We start from the raw sequence: 24,530 nt of genomic DNA, 5'->3' as shown, positions 1-24,530 counted from the left end.
CAGCCGCTGCCGCCCGCCACCCGCGACCGCCACCCGCTGCCACCCGCGACTGCCGCCCGCGACCGCCACCGGCCACCGCTACCCGCGACTGCCGCCCGCAACTACCACCAGCCACCGCCACCGGCCACCGCTACCCGCGACTGCCGCCCGCAACTACCACCAGCCACCGCCACCAACCAGCGCCACCCGCCACCGCTACCCGCGACCGCCACCCGCCGCCGCCACCCGCGACCGCCACCCGCCGCCGCCACCCGCCGCCGCTACCGCTACCCGCGACTGCCGCCCGCAACTTCCACACGCCACCGCCACCAGCCACGGCCACCAGCCACCGCTACCCGCGACCGCCACCAGCCACCGCCACCAGCCACGGCCACCAGCCACGGCCACCAGCCACCGTCACCCGCCACGGCACCCGCAACTGCCGCCCGCCAGACCCCCCACCACGCCCCCTCGTCCCCACCCCGCCCATGACGTAGAAACCACCTTGCCCAGGCCGGCAAGGTCAAAGGAGCCCAAACCATGCCCACCCGCCCCTCGGTCCTCTACGTCTCCAACCTCGCCTACCCGGCCAGAGGCCGCCGCTACTGCGACGAGGACATCTACCTGACCTCGCACCTCAGACAGCACTTCGACCTGGCCGTCTGCCACCCGGAGGACGCCGCGGCCCTGATGGCGAACTTCGACACGGTCGTGGTCCGCAACAGCGGCCCGGTGATCGACTACCTCCCGGCCTACGACCACTTCCGGGCGCAGGCGAAGGCCACCGGTCAGCGCGTCTACAACCCGCTGACCGGCAAGGCCGACATGGCGGGCAAGCAGTACCTGGTCGACCTGACCGAGCGGGGCTACCCGGTCATCCCCACGATCGACCGCCCGGACGCGCTGGACCGCCTCCCCCAGGCCGACATCTACGTCGTGAAACCCAAGACCGGCGCCGACTCGCACGGCCTGGAGTTCGTCGGCCGCGAGGAGGTCCTGGGCAAGACCGGTGACCTGCTCATCCAGCCCAAGATCGATTTCCGGTACGAGGTGTCGTTCTACTTCGTGGACCACGACTTCCAGTACGCCCTGCACGCACCGGACCCGGCCCGGCGCTGGGAGCTCACCGGGTACGCCCCCACGCCGGAAGACCTGGAATTCGCGCAGAAGTTCATCGACTGGAACGGCCTCGGCCACGGCGTCCAGCGCGTCGACGCCTGCCGGACCAAGAACGGCGATCTGCTCCTGGTCGAACTGGAAGACCTGAACCCTTACCTGTCCCTGAACCGAACAACTGACGAGACCAGAGCCGGCTTCACATCGGCGTTCACGGCTTCGATCAGGCGTTCACTGATCTGAACAAGTCCCCGGGCGAAGATCAATCCGCAGAGCGGGTGCGTTGTACCTATCGTGAACTGATCACTGCACGCGGTGCGTATGCCCGTCCAACAGCTCAGTGAGCATTACCCGAAAGGGAGGGGACGTAGTGAGACGCACATCAAGAACTGCTCAACTGCGGGTGACGCCAGGGCCGTCCTGATCGATCCTGTGACAGAGCACTCCTTGCCAGGTGCCTCCAGCGTGTGAAGGCCCGTGCCAGGGGGACTAACCTGACTACCGCATGAGTCAACACCAAGAGCGAGATGGATAGAGGCGAGCGCCAGCCGTGTCCAGCAGCAGTCCTGCGTCACAGTTCGGGCCGAACGAATGGCTCGTCGAGGAGATGTACGAGCAGTTCCTCGCGGACCCGTCATCCGTAGACCCGGCATGGCACGACTTCTTTGCCGACTACAAGCGAGCGGGCGGTAACGGCACCGCCACGGCCAGCGCGGGTGGCTCCACGGCCACCACGACCGCGACCGTGACGCCGCCGGCCGCCGACAACGGCAAGGCCGCGCCCGCCGCCGCACCCAAGCCTGCCGCGCAGTCGCAGCCGAAGCCGGCGGCCTCGTTGCCGTCGACCGGCAAGCCCGCGCCGCAGCAGGCCGCGAAGGCCGCCCCGGTCAAGCCGAGCGCGCAGCCCGAGCAGAAGCAGTTGCGTGGTGCCTCCGCCGCGATCGCGAAGAACATGGAGCTGTCGCTCACCGTTCCGACCGCGACCAGCGTGCGTGCCGTGCCCGCGAAGCTGCTGGCCGACAACCGCATCGTCATCAACAACCACCTGAAGCGGACGCGCGGCGGGAAGGTCTCCTTCACGCACGTCATCGGCTACGCGGTGGTCCGGGCGCTGCAGGCGTTCCCGAACATGAACCGGCACTACGCCGAGGTCGACGGCAAGCCGTTCGTCGTCACGCCGGAGCACGTCAACTTCGGCCTGGCGATCGACCTGCCGGCCAAGGACGGCAGCCGCACGCTGGTCGTCGCGTCGGTCAAGGGCTGCGAGAACATGACGTTCACGCAGTTCTGGCAGGCCTACGAGGACCTGATCCGCAAGGCCCGCGGTGGCTCGCTGACGGCGGACGACTTCTCCGGCACCACGATCTCGCTGACCAACCCCGGCACGATCGGCACGAACCACTCGGTGCCGCGGCTGCAGGCCGGTCAGGGCGCGATCATCGGCGTCGGCGCCATGGAGTACCCCGCGCACTTCCAGGGCACCAGTGAGCAGGCGCTCACCGACATGGGCGTCAGCAAGATCATCACGCTGACCTCCACGTACGACCACCGCATCATCCAGGGTGCGGAGTCGGGCGAGTTCCTCAAGCGGGTGCACCAGCTGCTGCTCGGCGAGGACGGCTTCTACGACTCGATCTTCGCGTCGCTGCGGCTGCCCTACGAGCCGATCCGCTGGGTCGCCGACATCCCCGAGGGCGCCGTCGACAAGACCGCGCGCGTCATCGAGCTGATCGACGCGTTCCGCACGCGCGGTCACCTGATGGCCGACACGGACCCGCTGAACTACCGCCAGCGCTCCCACGCGGACCTGGACGTGCTCAGCCACGGCCTGACGCTGTGGGACCTCGACCGCGAGTTCCCGGTCGGCGGCTTCGCCGGCAAGGAGCGGATGAAGCTCCGCGACATCCTCGGTGTGCTGCGCAACTCGTACTGCCGCACCGTCGGCGTCGAGTACATGCACATCCTGGAGCCCGAAGAGCGCCGCTGGATCCAGGAGCGCGTCGAGGTTCCGCACGAGAAGCCCCCGGCCACCGTGCAGAAGTACATCCTCAGCAAGCTGAACGCCGCCGAGGCGTTCGAGACGTTCCTGCAGACGAAGTACGTCGGCCAGAAGCGCTTCTCGCTGGAGGGCGGCGAGACCGTCATCCCGCTGCTCGACGCGGTGCTCGACAAGGCCGCCGAGCACGAGCTCGACGAGGTCGTCATCGGCATGCCGCACCGCGGCCGCCTGAACGTGCTCGCGAACATCGTCGGCAAGCCGATCTCGCAGATCTTCCGCGAGTTCGAGGGCAACCTCGACCCCGGTCAGGCGCACGGCTCCGGCGACGTGAAGTACCACCTCGGTGCCGAGGGCAAGTACTTCCGCATGTTCGGCGACGGCGAGACCAAGGTGTCGCTGACGGCGAACCCGTCGCACCTCGAGGCCGTCGACCCGGTGCTCGAGGGCATCGTGCGCGCCAAGCAGGACATGATCGACAAGGGCGGCGACTTCTTCCCCGTCCTGCCGGTCGCCATGCACGGTGACGCGGCGTTCGCGGGCCAGGGCGTCGTCGCCGAGACGCTGAACCTGGCGCTCGTGCGCGGCTACCGCACCGGTGGCACCGTCCACATCGTCGTGAACAACCAGGTCGGCTTCACCACCGCCCCGGAGCACTCGCGGTCCTCGAAGTACTCGACCGACGTCGCGAAGATGATCGGCTCGCCGGTCTTCCACGTGAACGGCGACGACCCCGAGGCCTGCTACTGGGTCGCGAAGCTGGCCGTCGAGTACCGCCAGGCGTTCGCCAAGGACGTCGTGATCGACATGGTCTGCTACCGCCGCCGCGGCCACAACGAGGGCGACGACCCCTCGATGACGCAGCCGGCGATGTACGACGTGATCGACCAGAAGCGCTCGGTGCGCAAGACCTACACCGAGTCCCTGATCGGCCGCGGCGACATCACGGTCGAAGAGGCCGAGAAGGCGCTGCAGGACTTCTCCAGCCAGCTGGAGCACGTCTTCAACGAGGTCCGCGAGCTCGAGAAGCACCCGGTCACGGTCAGCCCGTCGGTCGAGGCCGAGCAGCAGGTCCCGGCGAAGCTGCCCACGGGCATCTCCCGCGAGATGCTGGAGCACATCGCCGACTCGCACGTGAACCTGCCCGAGGGCTTCACGCCGCACGCCCGCGTCAAGCCGGTGCTCGAGCGCCGCGCGAAGATGGCGCGCGACGGCGGCATCGACTGGGCGTTCGCCGAGCTGCTCGCGTTCGGCTCGCTCGCGATGGAGGGCCGCAACATCCGTCTGGCCGGCCAGGACTCGCGCCGCGGCACGTTCGTGCAGCGCCACGCGACCCTGATCGACCGCAAGACCGGCGAGGAGCACACGCCGCTCCAGCACCTGTCCGACGACCAGGGCAAGTTCATGGTCTACGACTCGGTGCTGTCGGAGTTCGCGGCGGTCGGCTTCGAGTACGGCTACTCGGTGGCGAACCCGCAGGCGCTGGTGCTGTGGGAGGCGCAGTTCGGTGACTTCGTCAACGGCGCGCAGCCGATCATCGACGAGTTCATCTCGTCCGGTGAGGCCAAGTGGGGTCAGCGTTCCGACGTCGTGATCCTGCTGCCGCACGGCCACGAGGGCCAGGGCCCCGACCACACGTCGGGCCGCATCGAGCGCTGGCTCCAGCTGTGCGCCGAGGGCTCCATGACCGTCGCGGTGCCGTCGACCCCGGCGAACTACTTCCACCTGCTGCGTCGCCACGCCCTCGACGGCGTCGACCGGCCGCTGATCGTGTTCACGCCGAAGTCGATGCTGCGCCTCAAGGCCGCGGTGTCCGGCACGGACGAGTTCATCAACGACCGCTTCCAGTCGGTGATCGACGACCCGACCATCAAGGACCCGGGCGCCGTCACCAAGGTCCTGCTGTGCAGCGGCAAGATCTCCTACGAGCTGCACGCAGAGCGCGAGAAGCGCGGCGGCGGCGACGTGGCGATCGTGCGCGTCGAGCAGCTCTACCCGGTCCCGGCCCGCAAGCTGACCGAGACCCTGGAGCGCTACCCGAACGCGAAGGACGTCCGCTGGGTGCAGGAGGAGCCGGCGAACCAGGGCGCCTGGCCGTTCTACGGTCTGGCCCTCCCGGAGCTGCTGCCCGAGCACCTCGGTGTGGTCCGCCGCGTGTCGCGCCGCCCGATGGCCGCCCCGTCGGCCGGTTCGAGCAAGGTGCACGAGGTCGAGCAGCGCGAGATCATCACCCGCGCGTTCGAGTAAGCCAGTCCTGAACGAACGAGCCGCCGGATTCCTTTTGGGGTCCGGCGGCTCGTTTTCTGAGCCCCCACAGGAGTTCTGCCATGTACCACACCGATCGCGGCATCGAAGAGCTCGAGAAGCGGCGCGGCGAGGAGGAGGTCACCTTCGCGTGGCTCGCCGACAAGCTGCGCGAGTTCGTGGACGCCAACCCGGACTTCGAGACGCCCATCGAGCGCTTCGCCACGTTCCTGGCGCGCGATGACGACGACTTCGAGGACTAGTCACCGCGAATAACGTGACGCCCCGTGCCCCCTGAACGACTACAGGGGCATGGTCAAGCACCTGACACCGATCATCGCGGCGATCGCTCCACCCGCTGCGGCCTTCGCCTTCCTGAAGACCTGGGCGACGGCACACCCCGTGTGGGCCCTCGTGGCACTGCTCGGCTGGCAGGTACTCGTCTGGGGCACGACGCTCGTCAGCAAGCTCCTGAACGGCGTAGCCGACGAACTGGGCAAGCGCTGGCAACCGCGGCTGACCGAGTGGCTGGACCAACTGCTGCGCCGCCGCTACGCGCGATTCAAGAAGCAGTACCGCGAGTCGGTGCTCAGCGGCCTGCGATTCATCGACCTGCAGGGCCTCGCCACGGTCAGCTTCTACACGCCGGACCTGGACGAGGTGTTCGTGGACGTCAGCGTCGTCTTCCGCGCACCGAACCAGGTGCGCGGCGACGTCCTGGCTCAGGCCCCCGGCGACGTCAACGAACGCTACTCCGTCTGGAACCTGCTCGACCAGCCACGCCCAGTCGTGCTCGCCGTGGTGGGCGCGCCCGGCAGCGGCAAAACCACACTGCTGCGCTACACCGCCCGCCGCATGTGTCGTTCCCGCCGAGGCCGCCGGCGCGCCCTGCCGATCCTGCTGTACCTACGCGACCACGTAGCCGCGATCACCGCCAACCCCGCCGTCGCACTTCCAAACCTGGTAACCACCCCCGGACTGGACGAGCCAACAGGCTGGTTCGAACGGCAACTAGTCGACGGCAACTGCGCGGTGCTGCTCGACGGCTTGGACGAGGTCGCCTCCCAAGACGACCGAACGAGCGTGGCCACCTGGGTCGCGAGCCAAGCGAAACGCTATCCCCGCAACGACTTCGTCATCACCTCACGCCCCCACGGCTATGAGACCGCACGCGTCGACGGCGCAACCGTGCTCCAGGTCCGCAGCTTCACCGACGCGCAGGTGAGCCAGTTCATCCACGGCTGGTATCTGGCCATCGAGCAGCGCAGCACGGGTTCGACCGACGACGACGTGCGCAAGAAGGCCCAGGCATCAGCCGACGACCTGTTGCGGCGTTTGGAACACGCGCCCGCACTGCACGACCTCACGGTCAACCCGTTGCTGCTCACGATGATCGCCATCGTGCACCGGTTCCGCGGCGCGCTGCCCGGCATCCGAGCCGACCTGTACGGCGAAATCTGCCAGGTGTTGTTGTGGCGCAGGCACAACGCGAAGGCATTGGTATCAGTCCTCAACGGCGACCAGAAAGCGGCATTGCTCCGCGGCCTCGCCTACACGATGATGCGCCGAAAGATTCGGGACATGCCGCGTGACGAGGTGCTGCTCGAGTTGCGTCCGGCACTGCGCCGGATGTCCAAGGACATCTCGGAGGACGAGTTCCTGAGCGAAGCCGGCTCCAACGGCCTGTTGCTGGAACGCGAGAGCGGTCTCTACTCGTTCGCCCACTTGACGTTCCAGGAGTACCTAGCCGCCGAACACATCCGGGAGAAGCATCTCGGTGAGGTGCTCACCACCACGGTCGATGACGTCTGGTGGCGGGAAACCTCTCTTCTGTACGTGGCTCGCTCCGACGCCGACCAGATCGTCGAGTCCTGCGTGAGTTCGGGAAGTGTCGCAGCGCTTTCACTCGCCTTCGACTGCGCGGACCAGACCACCGAACTAGCCCCCGAACTACGCTCAGGCCTGGACGAGTTGCTCAAACAGGCGCTGGACGAGACGGTGCCGTCCGCTGTGCGGAGATTGATGGTCGGTGTCCAGCTCACCCGACACCTGCGACACGCGATGGTGCGCACGAGCGAGGGTACTCGGTTGTGCACCCAACCCATTACCCCAGAGCTTTACCGAAGTTTCCTTTCGGACATCGAACACGAAGAACAGCCTTTAGGCGCTATTCCTCTGTTCGCCACCTGGGCCAATGAGATCACCGACACCGAGGACCGCTATCGGCTGCCCACGTACGAAGAGGTCCAGCATCGCGCGGTAGCCAAACTCAACACGTGGTACCGGGACACGAAGGAAGACGTCTATCTCCACACACCGGACCCCACTAAAAACCCCCTTGAAATCACAACAGAAATCATCCGCGAGCATGTGCTTGCGGACCTCGAAAAGAAATCGTCCTTCGTCGCGCGAGCCTTGCTATTAAATGCGATCGACCACTTTGAACAGAACAAGAGCCGCCGCAGCAATGTAGCCCTGATCGGACAATTTGCAGCACTCGATTTCGCGTTTCCGATTTCGCCAGTAGACGACTTCGAGTTCACTAGCAGACTTCGACTATCGCTCGAAAGAATACCCAACGAATCAGTCTTTCGATTTCTCCCTCGACAGCGGTACAGCTACCTGACAGGCGCTGTCGAAGTGACACTGGGCCACGGCCTGCACATTGCAGCAAAGGCGGTCGGTACACATACCAGAGACATTCTAACCACGTTCGCAGATGGACTGCTCGACGCGGCGCGCCCTGCAGGGGAGATAGTGAAGCCATTTGTCATGGCTCCCCCCAAAGCAAATTTGCACGACAAGAGCCAATACCCGGACTGGACTGAAAAGGCCCAGTATCTGTCCGATGCTTTGCGCCCCTACCTAGCCCTGAAGAAAACGCTCACACCAAAACTCGCCACCGAGTTCAGGCTGGCCGCGCTTTGCCACGCCGCCGAGTTCGGCACCGCGGATTACCGGATGCTCCCTGCGAAGATCACGTTCCTGGAGCGGTACGGCCAGGACGAGGCACTCGTCCTGGCCACCGACTAGCGATCACCAGGCGTAAGCCTCCGGCGCAGGCTTCGACCCGTTCGGCCCCGGCGCCGGGAACAGCTCGTCGAGCTTCCCCAGCACCTCCGCGTCCAGCTTCAACTCCGCGGCACGCAACGAGTTGTCGAGCTGCTCGACGGTCCGCGGCCCGATGATCGGCGCGGTGACCCCGTCCTGGTGCAGCAACCAGGCCAGACCAACGTTGGCCGGGTCCTCCCCGATCTCCGCGCAGAGCTTCTCGTAGGCGTCGATCGTGTCGCGGTACTTCTCCAACGCGTCCGCGGAACGCCCGGACGCCGACCGAGAAGCCCCACCCTCGCGCTGCTTGCGCAACACCCCGCCCAGCAACCCACCGTGCAACGGCGACCACGGGATCACGCCGAGCCCGTAGTGGCGAGCCGCCGGCAGGACCTCCAGCTCGACCCAGCGGGTCATCAGGTTGTAGATCGACTGCTCCGACACCAGGCCGAGGAAGCCGCGGGTGCGCGCGGCTTCGGCGGCCTGGGCGATGTGCCAGCCGGCGAAGTTCGACGAGCCGAAGTAGATGACCTTGCCCTGCTGACGCAGGACGGAGAAGGCTTCCCAGATCTCGTCCCACGGCGTCGCGCGGTCGACGTGGTGCATCTGGTACAGGTCGATGTAGTCGGTCTGCAGGCGCTTCAGGGACGCGTCGGCGGCGCGGCGGATGTTCAGCGCCGACAGCTTGGTCTCGTTCGGCCAGTCGCCCATGCTGCCGTAGAGCTTGGTGGCGACGACGGTCCGTTCGCGACGGGTGCCGCCCTTGGCGAACCAGTTGCCGATGATGTTCTCGGTGACGCCCTCGCCCTTCTTCCAGCCGTAGACGTTGGCCGTGTCGAAGAAGTTGAGGCCGTGCTCGTGGGCGCGATCCATGATCGCGTGGCTGTCGGCCTCGGAGGTCTCGGGACCGAAGTTCATCGTGCCGAGGCACAGGCGGGAGACGGACAGGCCGCTGCGACCGAGGTTGGTGTACTCCATGACACTCACCCTGCCTCGCGGCGCGGCATTGTGCCACGTGGAGTTGCTCCAGGTCGCCACAGATTTGACAGTGTTGAGGGCCAAATTTTCTCCACTGCCATTTCACCCGCTCGTGAAGTTACGTTCATCGCGTTCGACCCTGCCAGGAGGAACTCGATGAGAATCAACACCTGCATTGCGGCGGCATTGTTCGCGACCGTTCTCTGCACCCCGACAGCCACTGCGCAACAAGCTTTGCGCGGCGTTGGCGAGGCCGTCCCGGGCAGCTACATCGTCGTTCTCAAGGACGGCGTCAGCGCGTCCCCGCAGGCGTTGCTGAGCAAGTACGAGGGCAGGCTGAAGCGGACCTATCGTGCCGCTCTCCACGGCTTCTCCGTGCGGGACATGACCGAACAACAGGCCCGGCGCCTGGCCGCCGACCCCGCGGTCGACTACGTCCAGCGCAACCTGATCATCTCCGGCAACGACACCCAGCCGAACGCGCCGTGGAATCTGGACAGGGTCGACCAGCGCGCTTTGCCGCTGGACCGTCAGTACACCTATCCGAACAGCGCGGCGAACGTGCGTGCGTACGTTGTCGACAGCGGCGTTCGAATTACGCACAACGAATTCGAAGGACGTGCGTCGCACGGTTTCGACTTCATCGACGACAACGCGGACGCAAGTGACTGCGCGGGCCACGGCACCCATGTCGCCGGCACGATCGCGGGCAGGACGTCCGGGGTCGCGAAGCGGGCACAGGTCGTCAGCGTGCGGGTGCTCGGGTGTGACAACAGGGCCGACCAGGACAGCGTGGTCGCCGGCGTCGACTGGGTCACCGCCAACGGCGTGCGCCCCGCTGTGGTCAACATGAGCCTCGGCGGGCGGGGTCAGGACGACGCTCTCGAACGGGCGATCACCCGGTCGATCGCGGCCGGCTTCACCTATGTGATCGCGGCGGGCAACGACGGTCGCGACGCCTGCGGCTACACGCCGGCCCGGCTGCCGGACGCGATCACGGTCGGAGCCACGGATGCCAACGACAACCGGTCCGTCTGGCCCCAGTGGGGCACGGCGTCGAACTGGGGTCGGTGCGTTGACGTCTGGGCACCTGGCACGGACATCAGTTCGGCCTCGCACGCCAACAACTTCGGTCTCCGGCTCGACAGCGGCACGTCGATGGCGACGCCCGCCGTGGCCGGGGCAGCGGCGGTCTACCTGAGCACGCACGCCAACGCGACGAACCGGCAGGTGCGGGACGCGCTCGTGAACGGCGCGAGCACGAACATCCTGCGCGGGCTGCAGATCGGCTCGCCCAACAGGCTGCTGCGCATCGGGCAGTAGGGGAACAGGAACCCCGATGCGCAGTCGTGGGAGTAGCGAGCGAGGGCCGCTACTCCCACTCCCACTTGATGCCGTGCACGGAGCCCGCCTGGGCTTCGTGCACGACCAGGTGCGCGGAGGCGGTGGTCCCGATCCAGAGTTCGCCCGTGTCCACGGCAGGTGCGCCCTTTTCGGACCGCGTGAAGCCGTGACAGCGCACGGGCACCGCGTCGGGGTGGAACTCGACCTCCAGCACGTAGTCGCGCAGGGTGCGGATGAACGTGCGGTCCGCCGACACGCTGTCCGCGCCGGGGTCGGCGATCATCCTGAGGTCGACGAGCGCGGTGTCCCCCGCCCGCAGCACCCGGTCGAGGATGACCTCGGCGACGAGCAGGTTGTTCTCGTCGTCTCTGCGCACCCGCCCCACCCGGCACGACTTCTCGGCGACGATGTCACCGGTGGAGAGGTCGGTGTCCTCCGCGACCTTCGCGACGAGGAGCCGGTCGACGCCGTCCTCGAACGCCTCGATCACCGAGCTGGTCCGCATCTCGATCTCACGCCGGTCGGAACCGATCACCACGACGTCCCGCAGGCTGATGTACTTCGCCGGGGACGCCAGCAGCCTGTCGACGCGGTTGATGGCCCGGCCGAGGTCGACCGCGGCCTCCTGCCAGATCCCCTCCAGCGCGGCGGCGCGTTCGACCCATCGCCCGCGCGGCCGCTTGTCGCCGAGGCTGCCGGTCAACGTTCCCGGCTCCAGCCGGAGGATCTCTTCGAGCGCGGCAACGGCCTGCAGCGACTCCGGCCGTTCCGGACGGCTGCGGCCGCGCCGCCAGTAGCTCAGCGTCGACAGGCTCACCTGCACGCCACGCAACTCCAGGTGGTGCTGGATCCGCTCCAGACTGAGGCCGCTCGCCTCGACGGCCTTGGCCAGCGCCTCGGCGAATTCCTGCATGGAGGAATGCTACGGCCAGTGATCGAATCCGGCTCATCCAGCACGGCGAGTACCCGGAACCGGTGTCGAAACAGTTTTGACAGTATTGAGAACTGAAGTTTCGAACCTGTTATCCGGAGCACAGCTCACGTTAGTTTCTTGGTGTTCCCCAGTTCATTCCCTGCCAGGAGGAACCCCATGGCACTTCGGCGTCATGTCGCCATCGCGGCGGCATTGGGCATCGCTTCCACAGCGATGTGGACGCCCACCGCGATCGCTGAACAAGCAGTGCTGCCCGGTGCGGGCGCACAGGCGGTCGAGGGCAGCTACATCGTGGTGCTGAAGGACGGCGCGCGCACCCCTGCCAGCGCGTTGGCGTCCCGCTACCAGGGCAATGTCAAGCACACCTACAGCGCCGCGCTGAACGGGTTCTCGGTCACCGGAATGTCCGAACGACAGGCGCGGCGACTCGCGGCCGACCCGGACGTGCAATTCGTCGAGCGCAACACGGTCGCCACGATCCAGGCCACGCAGTCGAACCCGGTCTGGGGTCTCGACAGGATCGACCAGGCGAATCTGCCGCTCAACCAGTCCTACACCTACCCGAACACCGCGTCGAACGTGACGGCGTACGTTCTCGACACCGGAATCAGGAAAACGCATTCCGAATTCGAGGGCCGCGCTTCCGACGGTTACGACTTCATCGACAACGATGCCGTCGCGCAGGACTGCCAGGGCCACGGCACGCACGTCGCCGGCACGGTCGCGGGCAAGACCTACGGCGTCGCGAAGAAGGCCAAGCTCGTCGGCGTCCGCGTGCTCGACTGCAACGGCAGCGGCGCGTGGGACGGCATCATCCGCGGCATCGACTGGGTGACGGCCAACGGCAAGAAGCCCGCCGTCGTCAACATGAGCCTCGGTGGCAGCGGCACGAACGCCTCGCTGGAGAACGCCGTCAAGCGGTCGATCAACGCGGGCATCACCTACGTGCTGGCGGGCGGCAACAGCGGCCAGGACGCGTGCAACTTCACCCCGGCCCGCACGCCGGAGGCGATCACGGTCGGTGCGTCGGACCGCGCGGACAAGCGTTCGATCTGGACGGCCGGCTCGTCGAACTACGGCCAGTGCCTCGACATCTGGGCGCCCGGCAGCGACATCGTCTCCGCCTCGCACAGCAACGACACCGGCACGCGGTCCATGGGCGGCACGTCGATGGCCTCCCCGCACGTCGCCGGAGCGGCCGCGCTCTACCTGAGCGCGAACCCGTCCGCCACGCCCGCCCAGGTGCGCAACGCCCTGGTCGGCGCGGCCACGCCGAACAAGCTGACCGACATCAAAACGGGTTCGCCGAACCTGTTGCTGAAGGTCTAGGAACCTGCTGTCGCCGCCTCCCTGCAGCGGTGACGGCCATCCTGGGCGCCCTTGATGAGCAGGCCGAATGCGGCTCGGCCGAGCGCATCGTCTCGACTGGGGGCGCTTGCGGTGGGAGTGGGAGTAGCGGCTACTCCCACTCCCACCGCACTCCATAGATTCCGGGCTTCGAGTTCCGCACGTGGATGTGCGTCGACGCCGTCGTCCCGATCCACAGGTCGTTCAGAGCGGTCTCCGGTTCGTGCAGCGACGGCCGCGCGAACTGGAAACAGCGCGCCGGCACCGCGTCCGGGTGGAAGTCGATCTGCAGCGTGTAGTCGTTGACAGGACGCAGGAAGCGCCGGTCGCAGACCTCGCTGTCGGCACCGGGTCTCATCCGGACCGTGTAGTCGACCAGAGCCGTCTCGCCCGCTCTGAGCATCCGGTCGAAGAGGATCTCCGCGACGAGGAACCCGGTGGAGTCCTCACTGCGGACCCTCCCGAGCCGGCACGGCGGTCCCGCCTCGATCGACGGCACGCCGAGGTCCGTGGCGTCGGCCAGCTGGATCGCGAGGAACCTGTCGACGCCGTCCTCCAGCGCCTGGATCACGCCGGTGCAGTGGTTCGAGACCTCGCGGCGGTCCGGCCCGATGACCTGCCGGTCCTGCACGCTCAGGTACGTCGTCGCCGTCGGCTGCAGCCGGTCGATCCGCGACATCACCTCGCCGAGGTCGGTGGCCCGCGAGTCCCACATGTCCTCGAGAGTCAGCGACTGGTCCACCCAGCGCCCACGCGGCCGCTTGTCGCCCAGCCGGTCGGTCAGGAAGCCCTCACCGAGGTCGAGCAGCTCCTCCAGGGCGGCGACGACCTTCAGCGACTCCGGGCGTTCCGGACGGCTGCGGCCGCGGCGCCAGTAGCTGAGCGTCGAGATGCTCACCTGCATGCCTCGTGCGGCCAGATGGTGCTGGATGCGTTCGAGGCTGAGGCCGCTGTTGTCGACGGCTTTCGTCAGGGCCTCCGCGAAATCCACCACCCGGACACCGTACGGCCCCGCACCTTCCGCCAACAGGCCCACACGGAGGGTGATGAGAGAGCTGTCTCAATTGGCTCGTTCGCCCCGACGCCACACCGAATGCGTCAACGGGACGCCCGGCCGGTACGCCAGATGCGTGATCGAGGGTGCGTCCAGCACGTGGAGGTCAGCCCGCGCACCAGGCCTGATGACCCCAACGTCGGTGCGGCGCAACGCCTGCGCGCCTCCCGCCGTCGCCGCCCAGACCGCTTCCTCGACGCTCATCCGCATCTGCAGGACCGCTGTCGTCACGCAGAACGCCATCGACGAGGTGTACGACGAGCCGGGGTTGCAGTTGCTGGCGAGAGCGACCGTCGCACCGGCGTCCAGCAGCGCGCGGGCGGGCGGCAGCGACTGACGGGTCGACAGGTCGCATGCCGGAAGCAGCGTGGCGACGGTGTCCGACGACGCCAGCGCGTCGATGTCGGCGGCCGACAAGTACGTGCAGTGGTCTACCGAGGCGGCGCCGAGTTCCACGGCCAGCCGCACGCCGGGCCCCTCGCCGAGCTGGTTGCCGTGGACGCGCAGGCCCAGGCCCTTCGCGGCGGCGGCGGCGAGCACGGCCTTCGACTGGTCGTAGTCGAAGGCGCCCTTTTCGCAGAACACGTCCGCCCAGCGCACGAGGGGTGCGACGGCGTCGAGCATCTCGCCGCGGACCAGCTCGACGTAGGTGTCCGCGTCCTCGCCGGGCGGCACGAGGTGGGCGCCGAGGAACGTGACCTCGTCGGCGTGCTCGGCGGCGATGCGCGCCGACCGCACCTCGTCGGCGACGTTGAGGCCGTAGCCGGTCTTGGTCTCGACGAACGTCGTTCCTTGGCGAAGGGCCTCGGCGATGTGCTTGCGCACGACGGCGGCCAGTTCCTCGTCCGTCGCCGCACGGGTCGCGTTGACGGTGACGGCAATGCCGCCCGCCGTGTAGGGCTTGCCCGCCATGCGCGCACCGAACTCGGCGGTGCGGTCGCCCGCGAAGACCAGGTGGGTGTGGCTGTCGACCCAGCCGGGCAGCACCGCGCGGCCCTCGACGTCGACGCGTTCGTCGGCGGCGGGGGCGTTGCCCGCCTTGCCGACCCAGGCGATCTCCGAGCCGTCGATGACCAGCGCGTCGCCGCCGGCCTCGGTGTTCGTGGTCAGCTCACCGATGCCGGTGATCAGCACGCTCATGCCCACAGCTCCTCGATCGCGTCCGCCAGCAGCCTGCCGACGTCTCCCAGAGTCTCGTGCACGCCACCCGCGGCGACCACGCGACCGCCGACCACCACGGTGTCCACATCGGACGCCGTAGCCGACAGGAGGACCTGCTGCGGCAACGAACCCGCGGTGCGTGGCGTCGAGCAGCTGATCGCCACGAGGTCGCACGGCGCACCGGGTTCGATGCGGCCGCCGTCCCAGCCGAGCGCGGAGTGGCGAGTGGCGGCCTCGAGCAGTTCGGACGGCGAGAAACGGCCGCGCTGGCCGGTGCGGAGGCGTTCGTTGTGTTCCAGGGCCCTGGTTTCCAGCAGCGGGTCGATCACCGCGTGCTGGTCGCTGCCCAGCGACAACGGGCTGCCCGCGTCGGCCAGTTCGCGGGCGGGGCCGATGCCGTCGGCCAGGTCCGCCTCGGTCGTCGGGCAGAAGCACGCGCCGGTACCGGAGTTGCCCAGCAACGCGATGTCCTCGGCCGTCAGGTGCGTGGCGTGCACGGCCGTGGTGCGGGACGACAACGCGCCGGCCTCGTGCAGGAGTCCGGTCGGCGTGAGCCCGTAGGCGGCGAGGCAGGCCTCGTTCTCGGCGGGCTGCTCGGAGAGGTGAACGTGCAGCGGCGCGTCCGGGAGTGCCTGTGCCACCACGGAAAGCTCGGCTCGCGGGACGGCGCGGACCGAGTGGATCGCGGCACCGACGCGCATCACGTCGTCGGACTTCAGCTCGGCGACCCTGGACGCCCAGGCCTCGGCGGTGCCGTCGGAGAATCGTTGCTGCACCTCGTTGACCGGCTGGTCGATGCCACCCGCGAGGTAGCAGGTGTCGAGCAGCGTGAGGCGGATTCCGGCGTCCTTGGCGGCCTCGCGCAGCGCGTACCCGAACTCGTTCGACCTGTCGTGGACGTAGTGGAACTCGCCCACGGCCGACACACCCGCGAGCGCCATCTCGCCGTAGACCGCGCGGGCCAGGCGGTAGTACGACTGCGGGGTGAGGCGGGAGGCCAGCGCGTACATGCCTTCCCGCCACGTCCAGAACGTGCCGCCGCCGCCGTGCGTACGACCTCGCAACGCCCGGTGGAACGCGTGCGAGTGGGCGTTCGCGAAGCCCGGCACGACGACGCCGTACAGGCGGCGAACGCCCAGCGGAATCGTGTCCACTGTGGACACGTTCGCGATCACGCCGTTCTCGACCCTGATCAGGACGCGGTCGGCGAGCCCGGCGGGCAACCAGGCTCGCTCGCACCAGAAGTTCATGAGCCGAGGTGTTCGATGGTCGCGGCCAGTGCCTTGACGCCCTCGTCGACGTCGGCCTGCTCGGCGAACTCCTCCGGCGCGTGGCTCACGCCGGTGGGGTTGCGCACGAACAGCATCGCGGTCGGCACGTGCGCGGCGAGGATGCCCGCGTCGTGGCCCGCACCGGTCGGCAGCGCCGGAACACCACCGAGCGCTCCCGCGATGTCGTCCCGCAATGCCGAGTCGAAGTGCACCGTGTCGCCGTACGACTCCTCGGTGATCCGCAGCTCGCAGCCTTCCTCTTTGGCGGCCTGGTGAGCCGCCTCGGAGATCTCCGCGACCATCGCGCGGGTGCGCGCGTCGTCGCTGTCCCGCGCGTCCAGCCAGACGTCCACAGTGGACGCGATGACGTTGGTGCCACCGGGGTTGGGGACGAGCCTTCCCACGGTGGCACGCCCGCCACCCCTGGCCGCCTTCCTGGCGGCGAGGACGAGTTGTGATGCCGGGAGCATCGGGTCGCGGCGATCTTCGATCAACGTCGCCCCGGCGTGGTTTCCCTCGCCGGAGAACGTGAAGCGCCACCGGCCGTGCGCGAGGATGCTGCTCGCCACGCCTACCGGAACCGTGAGGCCACGGCCCTGTTCGACGTGCAGCTCGACGAACTGGCCGATGCGCTTCAACGCCCGTTCGTCGCGGCCGACCAGATCGGGGTCGTACCCGGCGGCCTTCATGGCCTCGGCCAGCGTGACGCCGTCCGGGTCCTTGAGCGCCAACGCCTTCTCCGGGGAGATCGCGCCGGTCAGCAACCGCGAGCCGAGGCACGCGACGCCGAACCGGCCGCCCTCCTCCTCGGCGAAGACCGTGATCGCGAACGGCCGCGCGGGCTTGAACCCCTTGGCCTGCAAGAGATCAACCGCCTCCAGCGCCGACGTCACCCCCAGCGGGCCGTCGAACGCGCCGCCACCGGGCACCGAGTCCAGGTGGCTGCCGGTGATGAGCGCGTTGTCGCCGCGCTCGCCCCACCACGCCCAGAGGTTGCCGTTCTGGTCGGTCTCGACGTTGAGACCGCGCCGGACCGCCTGCTCGACGAACCAGTGCCGCAGTTCGAGCTCCGGCTTGTTGTAACCGTGGCGCGAGTAACCGCCGCGCTTGGCGTCTTTGCCGACGTCCGCGATCTGGTCGAGCATCAGCCCTCCATCGGAATGCGGACACCCTTGTCCGCTGCCACGGTCTTGGCCTCGTCGTAGCCCGCGTCCACGTGCCGGATGACGCCCATGCCGGGGTCGTTGGTCAGCACGCGCTCGATCTTCTGCGCCGCCAGCGGAGTGCCGTCCGCGACCGTCACCTGGCCGGCGTGGATCGAGCGGCCGATGCCGACGCCGCCGCCGTGGTGGATCGACACCCAGGTGGCGCCGGAGGCCGTGTTGACCAGGGCGTTGAGCAGCGGCCAGTCCGCGATCGCGTCGGAGCCGTCGGCCATCGCCTCGGTCTCGCGGTACGGGGAGGCCACCGAGCCGCAGTCGAGGTGGTCGCGGCCGATGACGATCGGCGCGGACAGCTCGCCGGACGCCACCATCTCGTTGAACTTGAGGCCCGCGAGGTGCCGTTCGCCGTAGCCGAGCCAGCAGATGCGGGCGGGCAGGCCCTGGAACTCGACGCGCTCACCGGCCATCTTGATCCACCGGTGCAGCTGCTCGTTCTCCGGGAACAGCTCGAGGATCGCGGCGTCGGTCTTGGCGATGTCGGCCGGGTCGCCGGACAGCGCGGCCCAGCGGAACGGGCCCTTGCCTTCGCAGAACAGCGGGCGGATGTAGGCGGGCACGAAGCCGGGGAACGCGAACGCGCGGTCGTAGCCGCCGAGCTGGGCCTCACCGCGGATCGAGTTGCCGTAGTCGAAAACCTCGGCGCCGCGGTCCATGAACCCGACCATGGCCTCGACGTGCGCGGCCATCGACTTGCGGGCGCGCTCGGTGAACTCCTCGGGCTTCGCGGCGGCGTAGTCGTGCCACTCGTCCAGCGAGACACCGACGGGCAGGTACGCCAACGGGTCGTGCGCCGACGTCTGGTCCGTCACGATGTCGATCGCGACCTCGCGGCGCAGCAGCTCGGGCAGGATCTCCGCCGCGTTGCCCACGACGCCAACGGAAACGGCCTCACCGGCGGCCTTCGCGGCCAGCACGCGCTCGATCGCCGAGTCCAGGTCCGCGGCCACCTCGTCGAGGTAACGGGTCTCCAGGCGACGCTGGGCGCGGTGCGGGTCGACCTCGATGCACAGCGCGACGCCCTCGTTCATCGTCACGGCGAGCGGCTGCGCGCCCCCCATGCCGCCGAGGCCCGCGGTGACCGTCAACGTGCCGCGGAGAGTGCCGTTGAAGCGCTTGGTGGCGACGGCGGCGAACGTCTCGAAGGTGCCCTGGAGGATGCCCTGGGTGCCGATGTAGATCCACGAGCCGGCGGTCATCTGCCCGTACATCGTGAGGCCCTCGGCCTCCAGGCGGCGGAACTCGGGCCAGTTCGCCCAGTCCGGCACGAGGTTCGAGTTCGCGATGAGCACGCGCGGCGCCCACTCGTTCGTGCGCATGACGCCGACGGGACGTCCGGACTGCACGAGCAGGGTCTCGTCGGCTTCGAGGTTCTTGAGCTCGCGGGTGATCGCGTCGAACGACGGCCAGTCGCGCGCGGCCTTGCCGGTGCCGCCGTAGACGACGAGGTCCTCGGGACGCTCGGCGACGTCCGGGTCGAGGTTGTTGTGGAACATCCGCAGGGCGGCCTCGGTCGACCAGTTCTTCGCGGACAGTTCGGTGCCGCGGTCAGCGCGAACAACCATTACAGGGCTCCACTTCGAATCAGGGCCTCGGCGGCGGCGATCTCGGGGGCGAGGTGGCGGTCCGGGCCGGGGCCCTGGACGGTCTCGCGCAGCTTCGCCACGGCGGCGGCCGTCGCGGGGGCGGGCTTGAGGGGCGCGCGCAGGTCGAGGGCCCGTGCGGCGGTGAGCAGTTCGATGGCCAGCACGGTCGTGAGACCGTCCACGGCCTTGCGCAGCTTGCGGGCGGCGGACCAGCCCATCGACACGTGGTCCTCCTGCATCGCGGAGGACGGGATCGAGTCGACCGACGCCGGCATGGCCAGGCGCTTGAGCTCGGACACGATCGCCGCCTGGGTGTACTGGGCGATCATGTGGCCGGAGTCGACGCCGGGGTCGTCGGCGAGGAACGGCGGCAGGCCGTGCGAGCGTGAGACGTCGAGCATGCGGTCCGTGCGGCGCTCGGCGATCGAGGCCACGTCCGCGAGCGGGATGGCCAGGAAGTCCAGCGCGTAGGCGACCGGGGCGCCGTGGAAGTTGCCGTTGGACTCGACGCGGCCGTCCGCCAGCACGACGGGGTTGTCGATCACCGACGACAGCTCGCGGTCCGCCACCGTCGCCGCGTAGGCCACGGTGTCGCGGGCCGCGCCGTGCACCTGCGGTGAGCAGCGCAGTGAGTACGCGTCCTGCACGCGGGTGCAGTCCGGGCCGCGGTGGGAGGCGACGATCTCGGAGTTCTTGAGGAACGCGAGCATCCGCGCGGCGCTGACGTTCTGGCCGGGGTGCGGGCGCAACGCGTGCAGTTCGGGCTCGAAGACGCGGTCGGTGCCCAGCAGTGCCTCGACGCTCATCGCGGCGGTGAGGTCCGCGATGTCCAGCAGCCTGGTCAGGTCGGCGATCGCCAGCGACAGCATGCCGAGCATGCCGTCGGTGCCGTTGATCAGCGCGAGGCCTTCCTTCTCGGCCAGCTGCACCGGTTCGATGCCGGCTTCTTTGAGCGCTTCGGCGGCGGGCACGAGTTCGTCGCGGGAGTTGCGGACCATGCCCTCGCCCATCAACGCCAGCGCGTTCGCCGACAACGGCGCGAGGTCGCCGGAGCAGCCCAGCGAGCCGTACTCGTGCACGATCGGGGTGATGCCGGCGTTCAGCATCCCGGCCATGGCGTCCACAGTGGACAACCGGACGCCGGTGTGGCCGGTCGAGAGCGTGCGCAGGCGCAGCAGCATCAACGCCCGCACGACCTCCCGCTCGACCTCGGGCCCGGACCCGGCGGCGTGCGAGCGGATCAGCGACCGCTGCAGCTGGGCACGGCGGTCCGGCGGGATGTGCCGGACGGCGAGCGCGCCGAACCCGGTCGAGACGCCATAGGTGGGGCGTTCGGCCGTGGCGAGCTGTTCGATGTGGCCACGGGCGGCGGTGACCGCCTCACGGGCCGCCGCGGTGATCTCCACCGGGGCGCCGTCGCGGGCGACGGCATGAACGTCCTCGAGGGTCAGAGGCTTCGGACCCAGCTCCACCGGTTGTCGCATGCAGACATCACAGCGCTCCGGGGCCGAGTCAGCGACCCCGGAGCGCCCGATGGTGTCTGAGATCCCAGACGGGCTACTTCTTGCGGATCCAGCCGGTGTCGAAGTTCGAGGCGATCTCGACGGCGTTGACCGCCGCGACCAGCTCATCCACCGGCTTGGTGGCTCCGTAGCTGATCGCGGTGATCCAGAGGCTGCCCTCCTGCACCGCCACGACCCGGCCGTCCACGACGACCCCCTGCTTGCCCCGTGCCGTCACCGGGGTGGTTGGCGCGCCGCTGTAGTTCGGCGTGCGCGAGGTCACCCCCACCTCGATCTCGGCGACGGTCGCCTTGGCGCGCCAGTCGGAAGGGCTGGAGCCGCTGAACTCGTCCGCCGACTTGCCCTTCCACGTGAACGGCGCCTGGAAGTTCGTGTCCGAGTCCGCGCGCACTGAATCCGCGACGCGCATCGCCGTTTCCCTCGGATCACCCACGTCCTGTACCTGCACGAACAGTGTGTCCTGCGCCTTCCACTCGACGACCGCCGTACCGCCGTTCACCTGCACGCGGGCCTTGAGGCCGCGCACGGTCGTGTCCTGCCACTGACTCGTGCCGCCCTCGTAGCTCTGGCCGCTGGCCAGCTGGATCCGCGGGCCGTCGGCGTGCGGGGCCTCCGGCGAGGCGTCCGCTGGCACCCAGACGCGCGCCGTGCTGCCGTCGTGCGCGGCGCGGAGGGCCTCGGCGAACCCGTCCGGCAGCCAGTGCGGCTGATACTTGAGCGAGCCGGTCCCGCCGGGTGTGAGCGCGGCGGCGGCGTCGTTGGCGTTGGGCGGTGCGTACCTGTCACTGGCGATGACGCCCGCGAAGATCAGGACGACGACCGCGGCCATGCCGGCCGTGGCGATCAGGAAGATGTTGTTCCGCTGCCTCTTCCGCTTGCGCCTCAGGGCGTTCAGCGTCGGCCCCGGATGCGGGGTGCGTTCGGCGAGCTGGCCGAGCGCATCCTTGATCAGCTGTTCGGTGTCGTTCACGACAGGCCCTCCCCCAGCCGCAACCCGACACCTGCGGGCTCCGGCGTGTGATCCAGGCGGAGTGTGGCCAGCGCACGCGAGATGTGGCTGCGCACGGTTCCCTCGGCACAACCGAGCATCTGTGCGATCTCCGAGTCCTCGTAGTTCTCGTAGTAGCGGAGCACGACGGCGGCCCGCTGTTTGCGGGGCAGCTTCGCGATCCGCTGCAACATGGCTTCCCGCTCGTCGTAGTGGTGCGTCTTGTCCGCGACGGGCGGGGTGACGGACTCCAGCGTCGTCATGCAGAGGGCGACGTCCTTGGCGGCCCTGCGCCTGCGCCACGAGAGGTACTCGTTGGTCACCATGCGCTTGACGTAGGCGTTGGGGAGGTCGACTGAACCGATGCGATCCCATTTCTGCTGCGCACGCAGCAGGACTTCCTGGACCACGTCCTGGGCCAGGTGCGGGTCGCACGTGAGCACGGTGGCATAGCGCAGCAACGGGGTCACCTGTTCTGCCACGAAGTCATCGAAACTCGGTGTCAATCCCGACCCCCTTCAAAACCGTCACGCCCCTCCAACGCTCCCCGGGCGTGTTCTGTTGAGTGTGCCCTGATGTAGTAACGGCGTGGGCTGCATCACGTGGGAAAATCACTTTTGTGGGCAGCAGCAGTGACGTTCCCGCGCTGCGGCGAGGGTTGGCGGTCCTCCGGCTGCTGGCGGGCAGACCGGGGCCCGTCTCCGCGGCGTCGGTGGCGCGCGAGCTCAATCTGCCCAGGTCAACGACCTATCACCTGCTGTCGGAGCTGACCGAGGCCGGCTTCGCGACGCACTTCCCCGAGGAGAAGCGCTACGGCCTGGGCGTCGCGGCGTTCGAACTCGGCTCCGCGTACCTGCGGCACGACCCGCTGGAACGCCTGGCCCGCCCGTTGCTGCGCAAGCTCGCCGACCGGATGGAGAAGGTCGCTCATCTGGGCGTTCTGCACGGCGCCGAGGCCCTCTACCTCGTGCGCGAGCAGCCCAGGCAGCCGCAGTCGATCGTGTCCGACGTCGGCGTCCGGCTCCCGGCCCACCTGACCGCCTCCGGCCGCGCGATGCTGGCACACCTGCCTCCGGCGCAGGTCAGGGCTTTGCTGCCGTCCGTAGCCGCGTTCGTCGACCGAACCGGCCGCGGCCCGCACAACCTGCCGGCCCTGCGCCGGTTGCTGACGCTGGAACGCCGCCAGGGCTGGTCGGTCGAGGACGGTTACGTGACCGCCGGGTTCGCTTCGGTGGCGGCGCCGGTGTTCGACCACGGCGAACGGCCGATCGCGGCCATCACGCTGACGTTCCGGCACCTGTGCGACACGCCCTGCGGCTCCACCTGGCCCGACCTGGCCAAGGAGGTCCGCAAGGCGGCCGAGGAGCTGACGGTCCGGATCGGCGGTCACGCCGCCTCCGGTTAGTAGCCATGTACATAGTAGCCATGTACCGTATCTGCCATGAGCAGTGCGGGAGCGACACCTGGGCACCTCGTGTGGCGTCTGGCGATGAAGTGGCGGACAGCCGTTGACCGCGCGTTGACGACGCACGGCCTGACCCACGCCCAGTACGTGGTGCTGTCGTCGTTGGTCGCGCTGGACCGGCCGTCGCAACGCGAACTGGCCGACCACACCGGCCTCGAACCGCTGTACGTCTCGAAACTGGCGCGCGCTTTGGAGGCCTCGGGCTTCATCGCGCGCACTCGCGACGCCGTCGACACCCGGACCGTCCGGCTGACGCTGACCGACCGCGGCCACGAGGTCGTCGTGCCCGCCATCGCGGTCGTCGGCGCCCTGCTGGACCGCCTGCTGGAGCCCCTGGGCGGCCGCTCCGGCGACCGCACCGCGGCGCTCTCCCACGAGCTGACCGCGCTGCTCGACGTCCCGCTCGACTGAGGAGCCTTCGATGCCAGTCGTTCCCGTACTCGACTCGACCATGCACTACCTGGAGTCCGGTTCCGCGCCGTTCGTGTTCCTGCACGGCAACCCCGGCTCGTCGCACAGCTGGCGCAACGTCCTGCCCGAGCTGGGAGGGCGCGCCCCGGACCTCATCGGGATGGGCCGTTCCGGCAAGCCGGACATCGACTACTCGTTCGCCGACCACGCGCGGTACCTCGATGCGTGGTTCGACGCCGTTGGCCTGGACCGCGTGGTGCTCGTGGGCCACGACTGGGGCGGCGCGCTGGCGTTCGACTGGGCGACCCGGAACCCTTCGCGCGTGGCCGGTCTGGCGTTCTTCGAGACGATCGTGAAGCCGATGACCGGGACCGAACTTCCTTTGCCCGCACAGGAACGCGTGCGCCGCTTCCGCACTCCCGGCCTCGGTGAGGAGCTGGTGCTGGCCGGCGACGGGTTCGTGCGACAGGCGTTCACCGGTGGTGTCCGCACACCGGTTTCCGAAGAGGACATGGCCGCCTACCTCGCACCGTTCCCCGATGCGGCGAGCCGGCGGCCGGTGCTGGCGTGGGCGCGGCAGATGCCGTTCGACGGTGAGCCTGCTTCGCTGATGCCACGCATCGAGGCTTACGACGCGTGGCTGGGCACCTCTGAGGTGCCGAAGCTGTTGCTGACCTTCGAGGGCTCGCCGACGTTGCTGATCGGGCCGCAGTTGCACACTTGGTGCGTCGAGAGCATCGCTGCGTTGGACGTGGTGGCCGTGGGTGAGGCCGGGCATCACGCGCAGGAGGACCGGCCGAAGGAGATCGCGGCCGCCATCGCTCACTGGGCAAGCCGACACGATCTTGCTTAGATCGGATGC

Annotated in this window: 20 protein-coding genes; 9 read left to right on the top strand and 11 right to left on the bottom strand. The window is 68.7% G+C overall.

From position 1 onward, the window contains the following. Positions 1-195 precede the first annotated feature (195 nt). Positions 196-381 carry a hypothetical protein gene (locus BM417_RS46740; protein ID WP_143138624.1) on the bottom strand — a complete coding sequence of 62 codons (186 nt, stop codon included), beginning with the start codon at positions 379-381 and terminating at the stop codon, positions 196-198. Between the two features lie 138 nt (positions 382-519). Between BM417_RS46740 and BM417_RS12855 the strand changes: the two genes are divergently transcribed. From BM417_RS12855 to BM417_RS12840, 4 genes are all read left to right on the top strand, one after another. Further along, entirely contained in the window at positions 520-1,338 is an 819-nt protein-coding gene (locus tag BM417_RS12855) for an ATP-grasp domain-containing protein (protein ID WP_093592150.1), read from the top strand. 307 nt (positions 1,339-1,645) lie between these two features. Then, the gene (locus tag BM417_RS12850; protein WP_093592147.1) at positions 1,646-5,338 is read left to right on the top strand and encodes a multifunctional oxoglutarate decarboxylase/oxoglutarate dehydrogenase thiamine pyrophosphate-binding subunit/dihydrolipoyllysine-residue succinyltransferase subunit; all 3,693 of its coding nucleotides are present in this window, start codon (positions 1,646-1,648) and stop codon (positions 5,336-5,338) included. 80 nt (positions 5,339-5,418) lie between these two features. Then, the gene (locus BM417_RS12845) at positions 5,419-5,598 is read left to right on the top strand and encodes a DUF6104 family protein (protein ID WP_030471325.1); all 180 of its coding nucleotides are present in this window, start codon (positions 5,419-5,421) and stop codon (positions 5,596-5,598) included. A 49-nt stretch (positions 5,599-5,647) separates the two neighbouring features. After that, entirely contained in the window at positions 5,648-8,368 is a 2,721-nt protein-coding gene (locus BM417_RS12840; RefSeq protein WP_093592144.1) for an NACHT domain-containing protein, read from the top strand. Positions 8,369-8,371: 3 nt separating this feature from the next. On the opposite strand, the gene BM417_RS12835 is transcribed toward BM417_RS12840, so the two are convergent. After that, positions 8,372-9,364 carry an aldo/keto reductase gene (locus tag BM417_RS12835; RefSeq protein WP_093592141.1) on the bottom strand — a complete coding sequence of 331 codons (993 nt, stop codon included), beginning with the start codon at positions 9,362-9,364 and terminating at the stop codon, positions 8,372-8,374. A 156-nt stretch (positions 9,365-9,520) separates the two neighbouring features. On the opposite strand from BM417_RS12835, the gene BM417_RS12830 reads away from it, so the two are divergent. Then, positions 9,521-10,687: a S8 family peptidase gene (locus BM417_RS12830; protein WP_093592139.1), complete on the top strand. Its 1,167-nt coding sequence runs from the start codon at positions 9,521-9,523 to the stop codon at positions 10,685-10,687. 49 nt (positions 10,688-10,736) lie between these two features. Here the strand turns inward: BM417_RS12830 and BM417_RS12825 are convergent, their stop codons facing one another. Further along, the gene (locus BM417_RS12825; protein ID WP_093592137.1) at positions 10,737-11,621 is read right to left on the bottom strand and encodes a hypothetical protein; all 885 of its coding nucleotides are present in this window, start codon (positions 11,619-11,621) and stop codon (positions 10,737-10,739) included. Positions 11,622-11,798: 177 nt separating this feature from the next. On the opposite strand from BM417_RS12825, the gene BM417_RS12820 reads away from it, so the two are divergent. Then, a complete protein-coding gene (locus tag BM417_RS12820; RefSeq protein WP_093592134.1) occupies positions 11,799-12,971 on the top strand; it encodes a S8 family peptidase in 1,173 nt (390 codons plus the stop codon). A gap of 130 nt (positions 12,972-13,101) precedes the next feature. Here the strand turns inward: BM417_RS12820 and BM417_RS12815 are convergent, their stop codons facing one another. The 8 genes from BM417_RS12815 to BM417_RS12780 form a co-directional block, all read right to left on the bottom strand. Further along, a complete protein-coding gene (locus tag BM417_RS12815) occupies positions 13,102-13,983 on the bottom strand; it encodes a hypothetical protein (RefSeq protein WP_143138623.1) in 882 nt (293 codons plus the stop codon). Between the two features lie 66 nt (positions 13,984-14,049). Then, entirely contained in the window at positions 14,050-15,183 is a 1,134-nt protein-coding gene (gene hutI / locus BM417_RS12810; RefSeq protein WP_093593641.1) for an imidazolonepropionase, read from the bottom strand. Further along, positions 15,180-16,454: a formimidoylglutamate deiminase gene (locus BM417_RS12805; RefSeq protein ID WP_093592128.1), complete on the bottom strand. Its 1,275-nt coding sequence runs from the start codon at positions 16,452-16,454 to the stop codon at positions 15,180-15,182. Before BM417_RS12805 ends, hutI begins: the two co-directional genes overlap by 4 nt. Further along, on the bottom strand, positions 16,451-17,620 hold the full coding sequence (locus tag BM417_RS12800; RefSeq protein WP_093592125.1) for an allantoate amidohydrolase: 1,170 nt from the start codon (positions 17,618-17,620) through the stop codon (positions 16,451-16,453). Before BM417_RS12800 ends, BM417_RS12805 begins: the two co-directional genes overlap by 4 nt. After that, positions 17,620-19,260 (bottom strand): urocanate hydratase, encoded by a 1,641-nt coding sequence (hutU, locus tag BM417_RS12795; protein WP_093592123.1) that lies wholly within the window; start codon positions 19,258-19,260, stop codon positions 17,620-17,622. Before hutU ends, BM417_RS12800 begins: the two co-directional genes overlap by 1 nt. Then, complete coding sequence (gene hutH / locus BM417_RS12790) at positions 19,260-20,765, bottom strand: histidine ammonia-lyase (protein WP_093592120.1); 1,506 nt, start codon at positions 20,763-20,765, stop codon at positions 19,260-19,262. The genes hutU and hutH overlap by 1 nt, the downstream gene beginning before the upstream one ends. A gap of 73 nt (positions 20,766-20,838) precedes the next feature. Next, entirely contained in the window at positions 20,839-21,774 is a 936-nt protein-coding gene (locus tag BM417_RS12785; RefSeq protein ID WP_093592117.1) for a hypothetical protein, read from the bottom strand. Further along, positions 21,771-22,298: a SigE family RNA polymerase sigma factor gene (locus tag BM417_RS12780; protein ID WP_093592114.1), complete on the bottom strand. Its 528-nt coding sequence runs from the start codon at positions 22,296-22,298 to the stop codon at positions 21,771-21,773. Before BM417_RS12780 ends, BM417_RS12785 begins: the two co-directional genes overlap by 4 nt. Positions 22,299-22,411: 113 nt before the next feature. Here BM417_RS12780 and BM417_RS12775 point away from each other — a divergent pair, with 113 nt between their 5' ends. The 3 genes from BM417_RS12775 to BM417_RS12765 are packed head-to-tail and all read left to right on the top strand — an operon-like array spanning position 22,412 to position 24,521. Further along, complete coding sequence (locus BM417_RS12775) at positions 22,412-23,197, top strand: IclR family transcriptional regulator (protein WP_093592111.1); 786 nt, start codon at positions 22,412-22,414, stop codon at positions 23,195-23,197. 36 nt (positions 23,198-23,233) lie between these two features. Beyond that, positions 23,234-23,668 (top strand): MarR family winged helix-turn-helix transcriptional regulator, encoded by a 435-nt coding sequence (locus BM417_RS12770; RefSeq protein ID WP_093592108.1) that lies wholly within the window; start codon positions 23,234-23,236, stop codon positions 23,666-23,668. Positions 23,669-23,678: 10 nt separating this feature from the next. After that, positions 23,679-24,521: a haloalkane dehalogenase gene (locus tag BM417_RS12765; protein WP_093592105.1), complete on the top strand. Its 843-nt coding sequence runs from the start codon at positions 23,679-23,681 to the stop codon at positions 24,519-24,521. Positions 24,522-24,530 lie beyond the last annotated feature (9 nt).

This window comes from Lentzea waywayandensis (assembly GCF_900115955.1).
Classification (GTDB): Bacteria; Actinomycetota; Actinomycetes; order Mycobacteriales; family Pseudonocardiaceae; genus Lentzea; species Lentzea waywayandensis.
The sequence above is the reverse complement of the archived record's forward strand: the minus strand, read 5'-3'. Positions and strand labels throughout refer to the sequence as shown.